This window comes from Enterococcus sp. AZ089 (assembly GCF_050547225.1).
GTDB classification, from domain to species: Bacteria; Bacillota; Bacilli; order Lactobacillales; family Enterococcaceae; genus Enterococcus_D; species Enterococcus_D entomosocium.
On record NZ_CP172954.1, the window covers coordinates 3075130 to 3094863 of the forward strand.

A 19734-nucleotide genomic window follows, 5' to 3' on the forward strand; every position below is an offset into this window, starting at 1 on the left:
TGATTTATGGGCGTTCCATTACTTGGCATACCACGATCGCTTTTGCCACTAAGGAATTTTCGATCGATACTTCGATATCGATTTTCGCCGAACGTCGCCCCAGTTCTAGAATCTTCGGTTGAATGATGATCTCGCTTTCTAATTGGATCAAACGGAAGTAATGCAGATTGACTTGCTCGATCCAGCTATTGCGTCGTTGATTCAACTGCATCGTACGTTTCGCCGTATTAGCGATTACTTCACTCAAGACACCAAAAGAGATCGTTCCGACTTCATTAACCATTTGGGGCGTCACCGCAAAGCTGAAATACGGCTGCGGCAATTTGTTCCCTTCAAAATCTTGTTCGATAACTTGCATCTGTCCCGAGATTTGGTCAGAAATCGTATCTGAAATTTGCGTTTGTCGTTGGACCATCTGCATCGCTTTCATAATGTCTTGGCGTGTGACAATCCCAATCAAAGAAAGGTCATCAGCTACGACGGGCATCACTTCTAAGCCATCCCAAATCATCTGATGGCTGGCAGAGGCCACACTCATCTCTTTTTTTACGACCCGTGGTTCCCGGGTCATGATTCGTTCGATGATCTGCGTATCAGGCTTTTCTAAGACATCTTTGGCTGTGATGATCCCAACGACCCGCATATTCTTGTTGACGACTGGATAGCGGGAGTGATTGGTAGACTCCGAGAGCAGTTTGTAATCCTTGACCGTATCAAAGGTGTGCAGATACTTGGTTTTTTCCAATGGCATATAAATGTCACTCACCAGCATAATGTCCTTTTTGATCAGCTGGTCGCTTAAGGCACGGTTGATCATCGTTGCCACGGTAAAGGTGTCATAGGTCGTTTGTAAAATCGGCAACTCCAATTCGTCTGCTAAACGACAGATTTCCTCTGTTGTTTCAAAGCCTCCCGTGATCAAGACGGCTGCGCCATCCTCCAGTGCCAACTTGTGGACTTCGTTGCGGTTTCCGACGATCACTAAGGAGCCAGGCGTGATGTAGCGTTCCATTGCTGATTCTTTCATGGCGCCGATAACAAATTTGTTCAAGTCTTTGTCCAAACCGGCAGCGCCGCCCAAAACATCACCTTCAATGATTTGGACGACTTCGCCGAAAGTTAGTTTTTCAATGTGTTTTTTTAGTTTTCGTTCGATACGGATGGTTCCGACACGTTGGATCGTTGAAACCAAGCCGATATTTTCCGCATCTTTGATCGCCCGATAGGCTGTTCCTTCACTGACATTCAAGTCTTTTGCGATTCCCCGCACCGAGATGCGATCGCCTACAGGCAGATTCTCGATATGCGCTAAAATCAAGTCGTGTTTTGTCGCCATAATTATCCCCTATTCCTACTACGAATCTTCCTGTTGCTTAAACTTCTAATGTCTCACCGACTGCAAGGATCTGGCCCACACCTGCCGGCAATAAATTCACGAAGGTTTGCGGATCTTGCTTGATCATTGGAAACGTATTGTAATGGATCGGTACTACTTTGCTCGCGTTTAAAAGCGCCGTTGCTGTTGCGGCATCTTGAACGCCCATCGTAAAATTATCCCCGATCGGTAAAAATGCCACATCGATGTCGAAACGTTCACCGATCATCGCCATATCGCTAAAGAGTGCAGTATCTCCAGCGTGGTAGATGGTTTTGCCTTCTGCTTCTAAAATGATTCCAACAGGATTGCCCATATAGATCATCGTTCCGTCTTCTTCAAGGCCAGAGCTGTGTTTTGCTTCCACCATTGAGATTTTGCCAAACGGAAACTCAAAAGAACCTCCCATATTCATGCCATGCGTCTCAGCAACGCCTTTGTGGGCTGCATAGCGGCAAATTTCAACGACACTGATCACTGGCGCTTCATTTCTTTTGGCGATCGGCACCATATCCCCAATATGATCACTATGACCATGCGTGATCAAAAGCCAATCGGTTTCCACTGTCTCTGCATCTAAATCAGTCAGAGCATTTCCAGTAATAAAAGGGTCAAACAACAATTTTTGGCCATCCGCTAATTGGATAGCAAGCACTGAGTGTCCGTGATACGTGAGTTTCATACAACATTCCCCTTTCCATCTAAGTAATACAGTCTAATATTTTTCATTATAACAGATAACGCCAGAAATCCAAAAGCACAAATTCTGGCAACTTTAATACATCCGTCCTTTTTCTGGTTCTTGTCAAGAAAAATAAAAAAACTGTTCTACCCTTTCTGAATAAGGAATAGAACAGTTCGACCTGATGACTTCAAGCGATCATAGCGTTTTCTTACGCCCGCCTTGTTTATAGATGCGCCAGACGGTTAAGAATAACGCTGTGATACAAAGAAGGAACGCCCCAAAGAAGGTGATTTTCATGCCATAGGCAAAAATATCTGCCCGACCTGCGATATAGGTCGTCACATGCTTTCCATACGCTTGACTCATTGCTGCATAGAGAATCGTCGTTGCTAAGGATATCCCTAACACCATGCCCAAATTGCGGGCAAAGGAATTTAGACTACCTGCCACCCCAAGATTTTCTTTGGTGACACTGCTCATTACCATCGTATTGTTTGGGGATTGGAACAACGAATTGCCAAGTCCCATGATGGCAGTGGCAACGATATAATACCAAATCGGCGTATCCTGATTCATAAACATATACATCAGCTGAGTGATCGACAGCAACGCTAAGCCAGCTAAGACCAAAATCTCCGGTCCTACACGGTCCGTCAAATACCCGCTAAGTGGTGAACCAATGACCATCATCAAAGGAAAGACCATCATCAGCATTCCTGCCACGCTCGGCGTTAAGCCTCGGGCACTTTGCAAGTAAAAGGGAATCACGACATTGACAAAAAAGTTTGCAGAAAAGATCAGCAACGCCGTGATCAGGCTCATGGTGAAAATTTTATTACGAAAGATCCCAAAGGTAATCAGCGGTTTGCTCAGACGCGCTTCTACTCGCAAAAAGACGATGAATGCCACTAAAGCGATCCCACCCAACAGCAGCGGCAGCCACGTTAGAAAGCCACGCTCTTGTCCAAGAAAAATGCCGCCGAAGAAGCTGATAATTGCAATTGAAAACAGCACAAACCCGGTTTTATCGATGGAATCGTGACTCATGGTAATATCTTTTGGTAACACCTTTTCTCCAGCAATCATCGTCAGAATACCGACAGGAACATTGATCCAAAAAATAAACGGCCAAGAAAAATGCGCCAAAATCACTCCGCCTAATCCAGGACCGGCGATGGAGCCTAACGAAACAAAGGCACCAATCATCCCTAAGGCGCGTCCTCGTTCACTCATAGGAAAAACTTCAGTAATGATTCCGGTATTCGTCGCCATCGTCATGCTAGCACCGATCGCTTGCACCACTCGGGCAAATAAAAGAAAAGCTAAGGAGTGATTAAACCCGCATAACAGCGAACCGATAATAAAAATTAGCATTCCCAAGCGGAAAACTTTGATTTTGCCCCAACTGTCCCCTACCTTACCGAATAATAAAAGGCAGGCACAAACGATCATCAAGTAAACGGACACGACCCATTCCGCTTGATTCATAGGTACACCCATATCTGCCGAGATCGTCGGCAATGCGATATTTACGATACTCCCATCCAGTGTTGACATAAAGGTAAACATCGAAACAGCAATGAGAATCCACCACTTTCTCTGTTGTACTACGGGGTTTTCTTGATAACTATTCACAAATCGACCATCCTCTCTTTGCTTATTTTGTTCCTCTAGTCTTAGGGGGACAACTTTGTATTATTGATCGAAATCCATTCGCCGTCAATCCTTATCTGCCATTCACGATCAAAATAAGGGGCATTTATTGAAAAAAACGCCGCTTGTTTTCTTCACAAAAAAAAGACAAAAGCTTCGGTGAAAAGAAATCGGCCGTCAAACGGCTATTCTTTCACCAGCTTTTGTCAGTAGGTCAAAACGAATTATTTACGGTTGCGATTTCTTTGGCTTGATTCCATGATGACCGGCAAGATGACTGGACGGCGTTTGGTTTGTTCAAACAAGAAACGACTCAAACGATCACGGATATCTTGTTTCAATTTGCTCCATTCAAACTCTTCATCATGAAGGTGTTTTTCTACGATTTCTTCTACGATCTCGCCACTTTCACGAATCAGGTCACGGCTGGCTTTCACGTAGACAAACCCGCGAGAAGTGATTTGAGGGGCAGAAATAATTTTCTTTTCGCGACGATTGATCGTCACTACTGCAACGAAAATTCCATCTTCAGATAAGACTTTGCGGTCTCGCAGGACGATATTCCCAATATCTCCGACACCGATCCCGTCGATCATGACGTTTTCAGCTGGGACCGCACCTGCGGCGATCATTTCGCCTTTTTTGTATTCTAAAACATCCCCGCGTGCAGTAATGAAGATATTTTTCATCGGAATCCCGACTTCTTGCGCCAAGTCCACATGGGCGGCTAATTGGCGGTACTCGCCTTGAATAGGGATAAAGTACTTCGGTTTCATCATATTCAACATCAGCTGCAGATCATTCGGGTTGGCATGACCAGAAACACGGAAATTATCCGAGATCTGTTTCACGGTACCGCCAGCGCGATAGATGATATCTTCCGTTTTCGCAACCACCGTTTCCATTGCCGTTGTCGGCGTCGTCGTGATGTAAACAAGATCTCCTTCTTTGATACGCAGCGTCCGGTGAGAGCCGTTGGCCATTTTTTGCAACGCTTTGATTGGTTCCCCCATGCGTCCTGTTTCTAAAATCAACAACTGTTCGTCTGAGTATTTTTTCATTTCTTTTTGGGTGATCAGCAAGTCTTCGGCAGGTAATTTTAATTTCCCTAACTTCATGGCCGTTTTGATGATCCGACCAAAATCTTGACCAGTCAAAACGACTTTGCGGTCAGAACGAAACGCCGCATCTAATACTTGTTGCACCCGTTGCAAATTGCTAGCAACGCTAGCGACGATGATCCGACCTTCCCAGTAACGGATATTGTCATAAACTTCATCTTGGATCGTCAATTCAGAAGCAATCGGCGTTGGATTTTCGGCATTTGAGGACGTACTTAGCAATGCTAAGACTCCTTCTTTTCCAATTTCCGCTAAGCGGCCAAAATCGGTTTGATACATAGGGATCGCTGTTTGGTCAAACTTGAAATCTCCTGTATAAACGATATTGCCAGCTTCTGTTTTTACGCTGATTCCAACAGAATCAGGGATAGAGTGGGTCGTACGGAAAAAGCTGATGGTCGCATGGCCAAAGTCGATCTCCGAATGTTCATCGATCACATGAAAATCTTTGAAGCGCTTGGTAGCTTCATTTTTATTCACGGTCAATTTTGCTAGTTCGATCGTTAACTCGGTCCCAAAGACCGGTACTTGGATATTCTCCAAGAAATAAGGCAATGCACCAATCGCATCTGCATGCCCGTGGGTCAAGAAGACACCCGCCACACGGTCGGCATTTTCTTCTAAATATGTGAAGTCTGGAATCACTGTATCGATCCCTAATAATTCATTTTCTGGATAACGGACACCGCAATCCAGCACAAATATATCCTCGCCAACTTCAGCAATGTACATGTTCTTTCCGTTTTCGCGTACACCGCCAAGAGGAATGATTTTTATCGTTTCCACTTTTATTCACCTCTTAATTTTTTTCTACTGTATTATTTCCCAAGCATAAGCCGTCCCTATTATTATACAACAAAAAAAAGAAAAGCGTGGCATTCACCACACTTTTCTGAAAAACTTATGGTTTACACATGAACTAATCCTTGCTGATGCAGGCTTTCGGCGATTTGAACAGAGTTCCATGCCGCACCTTTCAGCAAATTATCAGAAACGACCCATAAATGCAAGCCGTTTTCGACATCCAAATCTTTGCGAATCCGACCAACAAAGGTTTCCGTTTTGTCCACACTGGTCAAAGCTTGCGGGTACACTTGTTGACTCGGATCATCTTGCAAGACAGCTCCTGGGGCTTCGCTGATCCACTGCCTAACTTCCTCAACACTGGCATGGTCTTTGGTCTCGATATAAATCGACTCCGAATGACCGCTAAACACAGGGATTCGCACACACGTAGCTGCTACTTTGATCTGCGCATCTTCCATGATCTTCTTCGTTTCATTGATCATTTTCCACTCTTCATAAGTATAGTCGTCTTCAGCAAAGACATCGATTTGTGGCAAGGCGTTAAACGCGATTGGGTAGTGCTTTTTATCGCTGCCTGCTGGTAAAATCTCAGGATTTAGTTCATCAGCGGCTTTGCCGGCTAATAGTTCTTGAGATTCACGAGTCAATTCAGCCAATGCTTGTGCGCCAGCACCTGAAACTGCTTGATACGTTGAAACCAAGACCCTCGATAAACCGACTTTTTGACGAATCGGTTCTAATGCCACCATCATTTGAATCGTTGAACAATTCGGATTGGCAATGATTCCTTTATGTTGCGCTAATGCATGAGGATTCACCTCAGGAACGACTAGAGGAACATTCGGATCCATCCGAAAATGACTGGTATTGTCGATTACGACTGCACCGTGTTTGACTGCTTCTGGAGCATATTGTTTTGAAATGCCACCACCGGCACTGAACAATGCAATATCGACTCCCGCAAAGGAATCTGCGGTCAGCTCTTGAATAACGAGCGGTTCATTTTTGAACACAAGGGTCTTCCCAGCAGAACGTTTGGATGCCAACAACGTTATTTTTTTGATCGGCAACGTGGTCTTCTCCAACATCTCAATCATTTTTGTTCCTACTGCGCCGGTAGCTCCGACAACTGCTATGTGATACCCTGTACTCATCAAATCACTCCTCGAATAAAAATACATTTTTACTAGTTTATCATATCTTGTAAAAAAGAAAAGGCCTTTCGTGGAAAGAAGCGCAAAAAGAAGGCAGAACTATCTAAATTTTCAATCGTTTTCCCCGTTTCAGGAAAAAACTACCTATATTTAAGGGTTATCATTTGTCACATTTAGGTGTTATAGGATATAATACCGACAGAAGGAATTTTGGGGAAGATTCTTTCCAACGTGCATGGGGAAATTAAAAATACCCAAAACATTGAATGAGGCAAGAATTGCATATGCAATTCTTGCCTCATTTTTATGCTTCATTCGATTCTTCGTTATTTACTTTCACGATAGCAAAGCCTTTGTTATCGATGATCATCGTCTCATCTTCCAGTTGGACAAACTGTTCCATCAAAATTGAATCAGGACGAGAGAGTGTAAGTTGGTCCTCGCCAGTGTTGAAAATACCGATGATCCGCTGTGCCCCCAACTCTCGTTCGAAAATGATCAGGCCATCTTCTTCCGAAACCCAGTTCCAACTCAAGGAACCTTCAGATAAGACTTTTTGGTTGTCTTTGCGTAGTTTGATCAATGACTGGGTGAAATGCAGCAAATCACGATCTTGCTTTTCCTCATCCCAAATCATACATTTACGACAATCCGGATCCATATCACCGGTCAAACCAATCTCATCGCCGTAATACAGGCAAGGAACTCCTTGTTGCAGATACGTAAAGGCCATCACTTGGCGCATCAAGTCTTTGTCTCCCCGAGCCAAAGTTAACAAACGCGGGGTATCATGAGAATCCAAAATATTGAACTGCACTTGGTTGGTTTGCTCCCGATACAACATCAGCTGGTTATTTAATTCCGAGACCATTTTCGTCATGGAGATCTCGTCTTTGACAAAATATTCAATAATTGCATCTGTAAAGGCGTAGTTCATCACTGCATGAAACTCGTCGCCTTGTAACCAGCGTTGAGAAGAATGCCAAATTTCCCCAAGGATATAAAAATCATCTTTGGCCTCATCACACACTTGGCGGAATTTTTTCCAGAAGAAGTGACTAACTTCATTCGCCACGTCCAAGCGCCAAGCATCGATATCAAATTCTTCGATCCAATAACGAGCGATCTTCAACAAATAATCTTGCACATCGGGATTTTCCGTATTGAGTTTCGGCATATGCGGCGTAAAGGCAAAAACATCATAGGTGATGTCATAAGCATCTTCAAAGTTTTCCCCTTCTTTGTAGTTGACAGGAAACTCATTGATGTGGAACCAATCAGCAAACGGCGAATCTTTGCCGTTTTTGATGACATCTAGCCATTGATGCGAAGTATCCCCCATATGGTTGAAAACAGCATCCAGCATAACTTTGATGCCGCGTTTGTGGCATTCCTCCACTAATCGTTTAAAGGTATCGTTATCACCAAAAGCAGGATCGATGGCCAAATAATCGATGGTATCATACTTGTGATTCGAATAGGCCTCAAAAATCGGACAGAAATAGATCCCATTGATTCCTAGATCGACAAGGTAATCCAAATGATCGATGACTCCTTGTAGATCCCCACCGAAAAAGTCTTGGCGATCGGGATTTTTTGAGCCCCATGGCAACACACCTTCAGGATCATTTGATGGGTCCCCATTTGCAAAGCGCTCAGGGAAAATTTGATACCAAACCGTTTCTTTCGCCCACTCGGGAATTTTGAAACGATCGGCTTCTTGGAAGTAAGGCATCCGAAAATAATTGTTGTTCATTTCTAAATATTGCTGTTCAAAGGGGTAGACCCCGTGATCCCCATAGAAGACATGCAACCCATCGTAACTTTCGATGGAAAAGCCGTAAGACAAACGGCGGAATTCTGCTCCGACCGATACTTGCCAATAATCATGCAAGTCCGTGGAAAGAATTTTTTGCATTTCAATTCTTTGTTGGTACCAAGCTTCTTTATACAGTGTGTAAGGATCACCGCAAAGCAGCTGGACATGGCGGACGTCTTGACGGGCGGTACGCAAACGGATATGCATTTTATCCTTCTCGTACAAATACGCAAATTCACTTTCGGGACGATGATAGATGGCAGTAGTATTCATAGCAGACTCCTTTGACTTGTTTGATACACCCATTGTCGCACAAATCAGAAGTCAAAACAAGAGAAAAACGCAATCGGTTGCTTTATCTAAAAAATCGATAATATAAGTCAATATGAAATTAATTCAGTGATTGAAAAGCAAACGATTGCTTCACCCTTTTTTAATCAAACGGTGTCTTCTTCTCACATTGATTGCCAGTCCGTAAAATGTCATATTTACGCAAGATCCCCACTGCCTCCGTCAACGACTGACTCAACTGCTGGATATCTTCCACAGCCATTTGAGCGGTTTTGGCATTCAAGCGGTCTTCCACTTGTTTTTTCTTTTGGACAAACAACTGCTTCCCAGCTTCTTCCAAATAAACATTGACGTTGCGACGATTGACGCCGTTGGTTTTGCGTACCACAAAGCCAGCCTTTTCCAACCCCGAGATCGAACGACTGATTTGGACTTTTGATGTACCGATTTGCTGGGCTAACTCGGACATCGTAATTCCTTCATTACTAGAGATCACCACGAGTTCCAAGATTTCCATTTTGGTCAATTTTAAATCTTCCAGACCGATTTCTTCAAACAATATGTTTCCCATCAGCGAAAAGATCTCCGCAAACACCGCCATATTGAATGTTCCTAACGCTTTTTCCATACTCTCCCTCTTTTCTGTCTTTAGTTTAGTATAAATTATTTGTTTAAACAATGATAATCGTTGATTTTTGTTAACCATTATGATAGCGTGGTTACATAATGAAAATAATCGTGAAAACGGCAAGAAAAGAGTGACCCCATGTTAGAATTAAAAGATATCAAGAAGTATTATACAGTTGGCGCCAGTACTACGAAAGCCCTCGACGGCGTCACCGTCGCCTTTCGTAAACAAGAGTTTGTTGCCATTTTAGGGCCAAGCGGCTCTGGGAAAACAACCATGTTGAACGTGATCGGCGGCTTAGATAATTACGACTCTGGTGATATGATCATCAATGGCAAATCAACCAAGTCCTTTAAAGACCGCGACTGGGATGCCTATCGGAACAATTCGATCGGCTTTGTCTTCCAAAGCTACAATTTGATCAGTCATTTAGGCATCATCGACAACGTCGAGCTTGGAATGACCTTGAGCGGTGTGTCAAAAGAAGAAAAACGCGCCAAAGCAACCGATGCTTTGACGCGTGTGGGCTTAGCTGAGCATATGCACAAAAAACCAAATCAGCTTTCTGGTGGTCAAATGCAGCGGGTAGCGATCGCTCGTGCCTTAGCAAATGATCCTGATATCCTCCTTTGTGATGAACCTACAGGTGCCTTAGATTCAGAGACAAGTGTCCAAATCATGGAACTGATCCAAGAACTATCAAAAGAAAAATTGGTCATCATGGTTACTCATAATCCTGAATTGGCCCACAAATACGCTGGACGGATCATTGAATTCAAAGACGGACGAATCATTAAAGATTCGAACCCCCATGTCGAAGGCCAAAAGAAAGACCAATTCGAATTAAAGCACACAAAAATGAGTTTTATGACGGCCTTACGTTTGTCGTTTAACAATATCCGAACCAAAAAAGGGCGCACCTTCTTGACAGCCTTTGCTTCTAGTATCGGAATCATCGGAATCGCCATTGTTTTGTCACTATCAACAGGATTCCAAAAACAAATCGACAATACCCAGTCAGAAACATTAGCTCGTTTTCCGATCACGATCTCACAAGTGGCCACTGAACAAGATCCATCAGCGATGGGTACGCGGGATAAATCTGAAGATTTCCCTTCAGATAAAGAGGTCACTGCCAAATTAAGTGATACGGATCGTGCAACTCATATCAACAAAATCGATCAAGAGTTTCTCGATTACATCAACGACATTGATCCTGAGTTAAGTAACAATATCGGCTACACTCGTTCCACTTCATTGAATCTTTTCCGCAAGATCGATGACAATGTGGAACAAGTCAGCTTCTCCAACGCGTCGCCTGACAATGAACAGACCAATGCCATGATGTCTGCCATGAGTGCCTCAACCGGTATTGGGGTTTCGACTTTCCCTGAGCAGTTATCAGAGGATAACGGCAATTTCTTAAAAGACAACTATGACCTTTTAGAAGGCAGCTACCCAAGTGCCAGCACAGATGTCGTTTTGATCGTCGATGAAAACAACGTAACGAATGTCAATGCATTGATCAATCTCGGTTTTGATATTGAAGATGGCGACACGGTTTCCTTCGACGATATCGTGGGAACAAAAATCACATTGGCGTCTAATGATGCCTTTTACACCGAATTGCCGACTGGAAACTTCATTCCAAACCAAGATTTAAATGAAGTTTTCGATAACAGCAACAACAAAGAATTAACGATCAGCGGAATCTTACGTATCAAGCAAAACTCTACGATGAACTTGCTGTCAACTGGCATTGCCTACAGTGATGCCCTCGCGCAAGAAGTCATCAAAGAAAACCAAGACTCAGCGATCGTCCAAGCACAAAAAGACAGCGACACCAACGTGATGACGAATGAACCTGTTGACGAAAGTGCTAAAGATTCATTGATCGCTTATCTTGGCGGCAGTGATTTACCAAACAGCATTATGATCTATCCGAATGATTTCAGTGCCAAAGAAAAAATCCTTGACTACTTGGATGACTTCAACAAAGGCAAAGACAAAGAAGACCAAATCGTTTATTCCGATTTAGCCGGTACGATGACTCAATTGACTGGTGGCTTGATGGATGCGATCACCTATGTCTTGATCGCTTTTGCAGGCATCTCCTTGGTAACCAGCATGATCATGATCGGTATCATCACTTATACCTCTGTACTAGAACGTACGAAAGAAATTGGGGTCTTAAAAGCATTAGGTGCTCGTAAAAAAGACATCACCCGCGTCTTTGATGCCGAAACCTGTATTTTAGGGATCGCTTCAGGGGCTTTAGGTGTCCTAATTGCTTGGTTAGCTACATTCCCGATCAACGCGATCTTATATAGCATGACTGATCTCGAAAATGTTGCTCAATTAAATCCGGTCCACGGCCTGATCTTGATTGCCGTCAGCACCGTCCTAACCATGATTGGCGGCCACATTCCAGCTCGAATGGCAGCGAAAAAAGATGCAGCGATCGCTTTACGCGCCGACTAATTTTATAAAAAAAACCAACAGACAGCAGCCATCCCCTTGGCTGCTGTTTTTTTGTCCTTCCTTCTGACTTCCAAAAGGTTTCTCTTGAAAAATTCATAAATGAGGAATACAATAGATTTGTTTTTAGGTATACCTAAAAAGATAGGACGTGAAACGATGAATGAAGAAAAAAAATTGATCCAAGCGGCCAACGGTCCTAGCTTGGAAGAAATAAATAATACAGTTGCCATCCCAAAAAACGGCAGCTTTTGGCGCAATCTCTTAGCGTTCTCTGGTCCTGGGGCATTGGTAGCCGTGGGCTATATGGACCCAGGAAACTGGATCACCTCGATTGGAGGCGGTGCTGAATATGGCTATCTCTTACTTTCTGTGATCTTGATTTCCAGTTTGATCGCTATGCTGCTGCAATACATGGCAGCCAAGCTAGGGATCGTGACCCAGATGGATCTTGCACAAGCAACTCGTAAACACACCAGCAAAGGCTTAGGCTTTGTCTTGTGGATCGTCACCGAATTGGCTATCATGGCAACGGATATCGCGGAAGTGATTGGAGGAGCGATCGCTCTCAATCTACTATTCGGCTTACCGTTATTAGTTGGGGTCATCTTAACGATTTTCGATGTATTGCTTCTGCTCTTTTTAATGAAACTAGGTTTCCGTAAAATCGAAGCGATCGTCATGACACTGATTTTGGTCATTATGCTGGTCTTTTGTTACGAAGTCATTATTGCTCAACCGGATCTACCGGCTGTCTTGCAAGGCTTTATTCCGCAAAAACAGGTCTTGAACCATGGGCAGCTGACAATGGCATTGGGGATCGTTGGTGCGACTGTGATGCCCCATAATCTCTATCTGCATTCTTCGATCTCCCAGTCACGAAAAATCGATCGCAGCGATACCCAAGAAGTGGCAACGGCCGTGCGGTTCGCTACTTGGGATTCCAATATCCAATTATCCGCTGCGTTTTTGGTCAATTGCCTGCTTTTGATCTTAGGAAGCGCCTTGTTCTTTGGTCATAGTGAAGAAGTCGGCACCTTCTCCGCGCTGTTTGATGCATTGCAAGATTCCTCCATTGCTGGTGCTGTCGCCAGTCCAGTCTTGAGCGTTCTGTTTGCCGTGGCGCTCTTGGCATCTGGTCAAAATTCAACGATCACTGGGACACTGACGGGGCAAGTCGTGATGGAAGGATTTATCCATATGAAGATCCCTACTTGGGCGCGACGTCTGATCACCCGTGGCTTATCGGTGATCCCCGTCTTGCTTTGTACGATTTACTTTGGCGGCAACGAACAAGCCTTGGACGATCTGCTGATTTATTCGCAAGTCTTTTTAAGCATCGCCTTACCCGTTTCGATGATTCCGCTGGTTCTTTTTACCAGCTCAAAAAAAATCATGGGGGAACGCTTCAAGAATCCGCTATGGGTCTCTACCTTAGGCTGGATCTGTGCCATTGCACTGACGGTCTTGAATGTCCGCTTGATCATCGAGACACTCGGCAACTTCTAATAGAAAAAAAGCTTACGAGCTAGCCTCGTAAGCTTTTTTTGGTTAATTCGTTTCTAAATCATGTAAAAACAGACCGCTCAACAGTTTTGGTTCAAACCAAGTTGATTTTGGCGGCATAATTTCTCCCGCATCGGCTACTGCCAAAAGATCGGCCATTTGCGTTGGATACATGGAAAAGGCCAATGTCCATTCTCCGCTATCCACCAAACGTTCCAATTCTTCTGGACCACGAATCCCGCCGACAAAATCAATGCGTTTGTCTGTCCGCACATCTTGGATCGCGAAAATATCAGCCAGCACGTATTGTTGTAAAAGCGACACATCCAGCTGTCCTACCGCATCTTGCGGCACAGCTTCCGGTTTGATGGTCAACTCCCACCACGCATGGTTTAGGTACAGATGAATCGAACCACGTTGCGCTGGTTTCTTCGTTGTAGTTTCTTGAATCGTAAAATGCTGGGCTGCCTGCTCAAAAAAGGTTTCTGGCACCGGTACCCGCAAGACCCGATTGTATTCCCAAATCGCTAATTCATTTTCTGGGAATAAGATCGCTAAAAAGCGGTCGCTTTCTTGGCTGCTTTGGCCATCGGCTCGCTTTTGCAAGCCAACTTTAACTGCTGACTCTGTACGGTGATGTCCATCCGCAATATAGAGGGCATCTACAGCCTGAAACTGCTGGGCAAAAGAGGCGACTAGCGCTGGATCATCCATCAGCCAAACACGATGCTGCACCTCATGATAGCTGACAAAATCATAGATCGGCGCATGCTCTGCTTGCCACGCATCGATTGCTTCTTTGACTGCCGCTGGTTGGCGATAGCTCAAGAAAATCGGACTTGTATTGGCATCACATGCCAGAATGTGATTGATCCGATCGATTTCTTTTTCTGGTCGGGTAAACTCGTGTTTCTTGATTTTCCCAGCGACATAATCATCGATCGAGGTACAGGCGACAAGCCCCGTTTGCCTTCTGCCAGCCATCGTCAATTCATACAAATAATATGCGGGCGCCGTTTCTTGGATCAGCCAGCCTGCTTCTTGAAAAGATGCAAGATTTTCTGCTGCTTTTTGATACACCTGTGGATCATAAGGATCGATTCCTGGCAAGTCGATCTCCGAACGGTCAATGTGGAAATAGCTGTAAGGATTGCCTTGCGCAAACGCTGCGGCTTCTTGTGAATTGACCACGTCATAAGGCAGCTCGGCCACTTTTTCTGCCAATGAGGCTTCTGGACGAATGGCTTTAAACGGAAATACTTGAACCATTAATACCCAACCTCCTGATTTTTGATGACCCGTACACGAACGATATTTTCGTTCTCCCGCAGTTTATCGGCTAATTGATTCAACAATGCTTCATCTTCAGAAGCGACATCTGCTAGGGTGTAAGCAAAGTCTTCCCGGCCACGATTCAGCATATTGTCGATATTGATCCCAGATTCCGCAATGATCGATGAAATCTGACCTAACATATTCGGTACATTGCGATTGATGATCGTCAGACGATAGGGCGAATGAAAGGCCATCTCAACGGTTGGAAAATTCACCGAGCGCTTGATGGTCCCGAATTCCAAGAATTTTTTCAATGTTCGGGCTGCCATTTTGGCACAGTTGACTTCAGCTTCTTCTGTTGATGCACCTAAGTGCGGCAAGACGAGTACTTTTTCATTGTGCAACAATTGTTCATCCGCAAAATCAGTCGTATAGCCCGCTAAACGGTCGGCTTTTAATGCACGCAAAACGGCATCTGTATCGACGATTTCTTTACGAGAAAAGTTGAATAGCTTCGTTGTTGGTTTCATTTTCGCAAGTTCGGCTTCCCCGACGAGATGATGCGTGTTTTCCATTAGCGGCACATGAACCGTAATAAAATCACAGGTTGAAAAGACTTCCGCAATATCATTGGCACGCTTGACCCGACGAGAGATCGTCCAAGCAGTATCCACTGATACGTAAGGATCATAACCGACTACTTCCATCCCTAGACGATAAGCATCGTTGGCGACCATCGCTCCAATAGAACCAAGGCCGATGATTCCTAACTTTTTGCCTTCTAACTCTGTTCCAGCAAATTGACTTTTTTGCGCTTCTGCTTGTTCTTCCACATTATCACCGCTCAAGGTTTGCACCCATTGGGCACCTCGTAAAATCGGACGGACGCTTAAGAGCAGACTAGCGATCACTAATTCTTTGACCGCATTGGCATTGGCACCTGGCGTATTAAAGACGACGATCCCTTTTTCAGTACATGCTTTGACGGGAATGTTGTTGGTTCCAGCCCCTGCACGGGCAACACCTAAGACACTTTCAGGAAAAGCGTAATCGTGCAATTTCTGGCTGCGCAGCAAAATCCCTTGCGGTTGGTCGCTCTCGTTGATGGCATACTTTTCTTTTTCTAAACGCTGTAATCCTTCTGGTGCGATCGCATTGAATGTTTTGATTTGGAACATTTATTTGACCTCCGCTTCAAATGATTTCATAAAGTCGACTAACGCTTGAACGCCAGCTAATGGAAAGGCATTGTACAAGCTTGCTCGCATTCCTCCAACGGAACGATGCCCTTTCAAGTTCTCAAAACCAGCTTTGACAGCTTCTTCATTGAAGCGCTGATCTAATGCTTTATCCCCTGTTACAAAAGGAATATTCGTTAGTGAACGGCTATCAACAGCCACAGGACTACTGTAAAGAGCAGAGGCTTCGATCGTTTCGTATAAAAGCGCCGCTTTTTGGCGGTCTTGTTCTAAAATTGCAGGAATGCCGCCTAATTCTTCCAACCATTCAAACACCAATTTAGCAATATAGATAGCATACGTTGGTGGTGTATTGTACAATGAGTCATTTTTAGCCTGTAGACGATAATCCAGCATTGGAGCGAAAACAGCATCATCATTGAGTAAATCTTCTCGGATGATCACTACCGTCAACCCTGCAGGACCAATATTCTTTTGGGCCCCAGCATAAATCACACCGAAGTCTTCTACGCGATAGTCATTGGCTAAAATATTTGAGGACATGTCTGCTACGATCGGCACATTGCCAGCCTGCGGAATCGTTTGAAAGGCCGTCCCTTCAATGGTATTGTTCGTGGTGATATGCAAATAAGCCGCTTCTTGATCGATCGCATCTTCTGAAATTTCTGGAATATAAGTAAAGTTTTGATCCTCACTAGAGGCAATGACTTCCACCGTCACGTTTCCAAGCGCTTTTGCTGCTTCAATAGCTTTCTTCGACCAAGAACCGGTATTTACGTATAAGGCTTTTTTGTTTTGTGCAAGATTCAAAGGGATCATACTGAATTGGAGACTCGCGCCGCCTTGTAAAAACAGTACCTGATAGTTTTCAGGAATTCCCATTAATTTTCGTAAAAGTGCTTCTGCATCTTTAATGATTGCTTCAAACAAGGAGGACCGATGACTCAGCTCCATAACGGACATCCCACTTCCGCGGTAATTCAAAAGTTCGGATTGTGCTTTCTCCAATACGGGACGGGGCAATACGGCAGGACCAGCTGAAAAGTTATAAACTGTCATACAAAAAATCTCTCCTTTATGTTAGATGTGAAAATCATTATAACAGATAGCCGAAAATGAAAAAAGCCTTAAAAGAGAAAATAATTTTGAATTTTCAGAAAAGACTACCAATTTCTTAACGTTCGTCATTTCGGCATTTTTTCAAACAGCCAGCGAGAAATTTCATTGTAAACGATCTCGCGGTTGCGCTCATTCAAAATCTCATGACGTCCCTGCTCAAGCAAATACATCGTCACGTCAGCATTTTGCTTCAGCTGCTGAGCCAATTGGCGGACGCTTTTGCCATAGTGACCCACAGGATCATCTGCACCTGAAATCAAGAGCAGCGGCAATTCTGGATCAATCCTGCGCAGTTGATCCGGATCACTGGCAGCTTGCGTCAATATAAAGAGATCCTTGTAAGCCGCTAAGGAAAAATGAAATTGCGTGTAAGGGTCCTTCAAGTAGCGATCCACTTGTTGCGGATCACTGGTCAACCAATCCTTGGCGGTCCGATTGGGACGAAAACGCCGGTTGTGCTGGCCAAAAACCAGCTGTTCCATTACGTGATAAGGCCATTGCTGAGCGGCAAACGGCCGCAACAAGCTCGTAACGAGTTTGCCTCCTTGCATCAGCACGGCTTTTTCCATCGTGGTGCCCATGATGATCGCTCCTGACAATGGATGTGGCTGACTAAACAAATAATTCCGCAACACCAGCGACCCCATACTATGCCCTAAGATAAAGTATGGTCGGTCTGGGTAGCAAGCAGCTGCGTACTGATGGACCACTCCCACATCTGCCACTAAATAGTTGGCGCCCTCTTTTTCACCAAAATGCCCATAGGCCTGTGTTTCCTTCACGGATTGCCCATGCCCTAAGTGATCATGACCGACCACCGCATAGCCTTGCGTAGTCAAACATTCCGCAAACTCGTGGTAACGTTCAATGTGTTCGATCATTCCGTGAACGATTTGCACGACTGCTTTCGGCTGTTCTTCTGGCAGCCACGTTTTGACAAAAAGCTGATCCTTCCCATTTGATGAAGTCAGCTTTTCTTGATTCATCCTCATAGTTCGCACCTCTTTTGCTTTTTCTTTTCTCTTCGCCAAATAAAACGGTCGTTTTCTTTATTATACATGGAATTTTAGGCTATGGCGGTAGGAGTTGGGAATTTTCAAGGATAAAAAAATCCTGCCACATAGTCTAAAGACAAAGTAGCAGGAGTCAAACGATAATCACCCATCGCTTGGATTAAAAAAACTTCCTCATTATTCTTTATTGGAATTTGACGATTTCTAAACGATCAATACTTAGCGTGTCAACCCCAATCTCAGACGAAAGGGTGATTTCCTGCGATCCTTTCGGTAACTTCATGCGGACTTGTAGCGGTTGATAATATTCGGAAGGATAGACATCCACCACATGACTTGCTTGTTTCGTTTCAATCTTGACCTGAATTGGGTCATTTAAGGAGAGATAATCAGTGGTTTTGACATAGGCAATCACCAGAAATTCATCTGATTCTTCAATCTGCGGGGTAAAGATAATTTTGTCAGTCGTTGATTCAAAGCCTTGGACGACTTTCTTAGAGAGTGCTGCCTCATCTTCGACAAGCACTAAATCGCCCTCCAGCAAAGCACGGCTAGCAGTTAATCGCAGTCGATTGGGCTCAGCTTTTGGCAACGCTTGAACATGCCACTCATCAAAAGGAGCTTCCAGTAGAATTTTATCCTCTTGATCCCAACCAAACTTTTGTAAGCGGATCGAACGGTTCCAGCCCGAATGATCCCACCGAGCAGCATGATAAATCAGCCAGTCTTCAGAACCATCTTTTGATTTGGCAAATCCATTATGACCAGGTCCATAGACAGTGTTTGTCTGTTGGAAAATCGGCGCTGGTTCCTTTTGCCAGTTCGCTCTTTCTAGCGGATCATCAGCCACATCTAGGGTCATAAGACCAAGAGCGTAATCATTGTCCCAGCTTCCACTGGCAGAGTATACCAAATTGACTGTTTCGTCTTTGATCATCACTTGAGGGGCTTCATTGATCAATGGTGTTTGCCGCATTTCCCATTCATATTCTGGTTCTGAGATAAGTCGTTTCTCCCCGATCACTTCCGTAGGGGAGGCCATTTCCGCTAAATAAAGATTTTGCGCAACATTTTCATACCCTTCCCAGCCCGACCAAAGGAAATAGCGTTTGTCATTGATCTCTAAGACTGTTCCATCAATCGCAAATTTATCATCCATCCCTTTGATCTCTTCCAATTGCCACTCACCCATGTAAGGATCTTTTTGATGATTGACTAATGCGTACATACGATGCGTTTCTGAAGGACGATTAGCCGCGAAATACATCACCCAGCGATCATCTAAGTAATGAAGCTCAGGTGCCCAGATACTTTCAAATTCTGCTGGCATTTCCCAGATGATCTTTTTTTCACCAGCAGCAACGTGAGAGAGGTTTTCAGCACGCCAAAGCGTTAAATTATTCCCAGTCGTTTTGGTATAATAAAAGAACGCTTCCGTTTGCAAGATCCAAGGATCTGCCCCATCATTATCGATAATTGAAGTAAAATCGGACACTTCTTCCCCTGGATCAGTTCCAGCGCTACAACCGGTTATCATAAGCGCAGCAATCAAGATACTTACTCCACTGAGCCAAGCTGCTGATTTCCCCATCGGACATCGCCCCTTTCCTT

Annotated in this window: 14 protein-coding genes; 2 read left to right on the forward strand and 12 right to left on the reverse strand. The window is 44.3% G+C overall.

The window, feature by feature from the left end:
• Positions 1-4: 4 nt before the first annotated feature.
• The 7 genes from IGJ01_RS14240 to IGJ01_RS14270 all read right to left on the reverse strand — a co-directional run bounded on the left by IGJ01_RS14240 (position 5) and on the right by IGJ01_RS14270 (position 9533).
• Positions 5-1336, reverse strand: coding sequence for a DRTGG domain-containing protein (locus IGJ01_RS14240; RefSeq protein ID WP_005233948.1), 1332 nt, complete (start codon positions 1334-1336; stop codon positions 5-7).
• Positions 1337-1373: 37 nt separating this feature from the next.
• A complete protein-coding gene (locus IGJ01_RS14245; protein ID WP_430601204.1) occupies positions 1374-2057 on the reverse strand; it encodes a metal-dependent hydrolase in 684 nt (227 codons plus the stop codon).
• Positions 2058-2255: 198 nt separating this feature from the next.
• The gene (locus tag IGJ01_RS14250; RefSeq protein WP_008380496.1) at positions 2256-3695 is read right to left on the reverse strand and encodes an MFS transporter; all 1440 of its coding nucleotides are present in this window, start codon (positions 3693-3695) and stop codon (positions 2256-2258) included.
• 242 nt (positions 3696-3937) lie between these two features.
• The gene (locus tag IGJ01_RS14255; RefSeq protein WP_005228243.1) at positions 3938-5620 is read right to left on the reverse strand and encodes a ribonuclease J; all 1683 of its coding nucleotides are present in this window, start codon (positions 5618-5620) and stop codon (positions 3938-3940) included.
• A gap of 122 nt (positions 5621-5742) precedes the next feature.
• Positions 5743-6795, reverse strand: coding sequence for an aspartate-semialdehyde dehydrogenase (locus IGJ01_RS14260; RefSeq protein ID WP_244732425.1), 1053 nt, complete (start codon positions 6793-6795; stop codon positions 5743-5745).
• A gap of 304 nt (positions 6796-7099) precedes the next feature.
• On the reverse strand, positions 7100-8887 hold the full coding sequence (locus IGJ01_RS14265; RefSeq protein WP_034872136.1) for a glycoside hydrolase family 13 protein: 1788 nt from the start codon (positions 8885-8887) through the stop codon (positions 7100-7102).
• A 160-nt stretch (positions 8888-9047) separates the two neighbouring features.
• Complete coding sequence (locus IGJ01_RS14270; protein WP_008380390.1) at positions 9048-9533, reverse strand: MarR family winged helix-turn-helix transcriptional regulator; 486 nt, start codon at positions 9531-9533, stop codon at positions 9048-9050.
• A gap of 138 nt (positions 9534-9671) precedes the next feature.
• On the opposite strand from IGJ01_RS14270, the gene IGJ01_RS14275 reads away from it, so the two are divergent.
• Positions 9672-12014 (forward strand): ABC transporter ATP-binding protein/permease, encoded by a 2343-nt coding sequence (locus IGJ01_RS14275; protein WP_008380388.1) that lies wholly within the window; start codon positions 9672-9674, stop codon positions 12012-12014.
• A 156-nt stretch (positions 12015-12170) separates the two neighbouring features.
• On the forward strand, positions 12171-13520 hold the full coding sequence (locus tag IGJ01_RS14280) for an Nramp family divalent metal transporter (protein ID WP_077452117.1): 1350 nt from the start codon (positions 12171-12173) through the stop codon (positions 13518-13520).
• Between the two features lie 42 nt (positions 13521-13562).
• Here the strand turns inward: IGJ01_RS14280 and IGJ01_RS14285 are convergent, their stop codons facing one another.
• From IGJ01_RS14285 to IGJ01_RS14305, 5 genes are all read right to left on the reverse strand, one after another.
• A complete protein-coding gene (locus IGJ01_RS14285) occupies positions 13563-14786 on the reverse strand; it encodes a DUF1015 domain-containing protein (protein ID WP_430601205.1) in 1224 nt (407 codons plus the stop codon).
• Complete coding sequence (locus IGJ01_RS14290) at positions 14786-15970, reverse strand: phosphoglycerate dehydrogenase (RefSeq protein WP_081117859.1); 1185 nt, start codon at positions 15968-15970, stop codon at positions 14786-14788. Before IGJ01_RS14290 ends, IGJ01_RS14285 begins: the two co-directional genes overlap by 1 nt.
• On the reverse strand, positions 15971-17050 hold the full coding sequence (gene serC, locus IGJ01_RS14295; protein WP_005233933.1) for a 3-phosphoserine/phosphohydroxythreonine transaminase: 1080 nt from the start codon (positions 17048-17050) through the stop codon (positions 15971-15973).
• Between the two features lie 125 nt (positions 17051-17175).
• Complete coding sequence (locus tag IGJ01_RS14300) at positions 17176-18102, reverse strand: alpha/beta fold hydrolase (protein WP_430601206.1); 927 nt, start codon at positions 18100-18102, stop codon at positions 17176-17178.
• Positions 18103-18307: 205 nt separating this feature from the next.
• Complete coding sequence (locus tag IGJ01_RS14305; RefSeq protein ID WP_244732435.1) at positions 18308-19714, reverse strand: glycoside hydrolase family 43 protein; 1407 nt, start codon at positions 19712-19714, stop codon at positions 18308-18310.
• Positions 19715-19734 lie beyond the last annotated feature (20 nt).

What these genes read in the sequence shown, in the direction of transcription:
- IGJ01_RS14240 (WP_005233948.1), bottom strand. Translation starts at nt 1,336, where the DNA reads ATGGCGACAAAACACGACTTGATTTTAGCGCATATCGAGAATCTGCCT.
- IGJ01_RS14245 (WP_430601204.1), bottom strand. Translation starts at nt 2,057, where the DNA reads ATGAAACTCACGTATCACGGACACTCAGTGCTTGCTATCCAATTAGCG.
- IGJ01_RS14260 (WP_244732425.1), bottom strand. Translation starts at nt 6,795, where the DNA reads ATGAGTACAGGGTATCACATAGCAGTTGTCGGAGCTACCGGCGCAGTA.
- IGJ01_RS14265 (WP_034872136.1), bottom strand. Translation starts at nt 8,887, where the DNA reads ATGAATACTACTGCCATCTATCATCGTCCCGAAAGTGAATTTGCGTAT.
- IGJ01_RS14270 (WP_008380390.1), bottom strand. Translation starts at nt 9,533, where the DNA reads ATGGAAAAAGCGTTAGGAACATTCAATATGGCGGTGTTTGCGGAGATC.
- IGJ01_RS14275 (WP_008380388.1), top strand. Translation starts at nt 9,672, where the DNA reads ATGTTAGAATTAAAAGATATCAAGAAGTATTATACAGTTGGCGCCAGT.
- IGJ01_RS14280 (WP_077452117.1), top strand. Translation starts at nt 12,171, where the DNA reads ATGAATGAAGAAAAAAAATTGATCCAAGCGGCCAACGGTCCTAGCTTG.
- IGJ01_RS14285 (WP_430601205.1), bottom strand. Translation starts at nt 14,786, where the DNA reads ATGGTTCAAGTATTTCCGTTTAAAGCCATTCGTCCAGAAGCCTCATTG.
- IGJ01_RS14290 (WP_081117859.1), bottom strand. Translation starts at nt 15,970, where the DNA reads ATGTTCCAAATCAAAACATTCAATGCGATCGCACCAGAAGGATTACAG.
- serC (WP_005233933.1), bottom strand. Translation starts at nt 17,050, where the DNA reads ATGACAGTTTATAACTTTTCAGCTGGTCCTGCCGTATTGCCCCGTCCC.
- IGJ01_RS14300 (WP_430601206.1), bottom strand. Translation starts at nt 18,102, where the DNA reads ATGAGGATGAATCAAGAAAAGCTGACTTCATCAAATGGGAAGGATCAG.
- IGJ01_RS14305 (WP_244732435.1), bottom strand. Translation starts at nt 19,714, where the DNA reads ATGGGGAAATCAGCAGCTTGGCTCAGTGGAGTAAGTATCTTGATTGCT.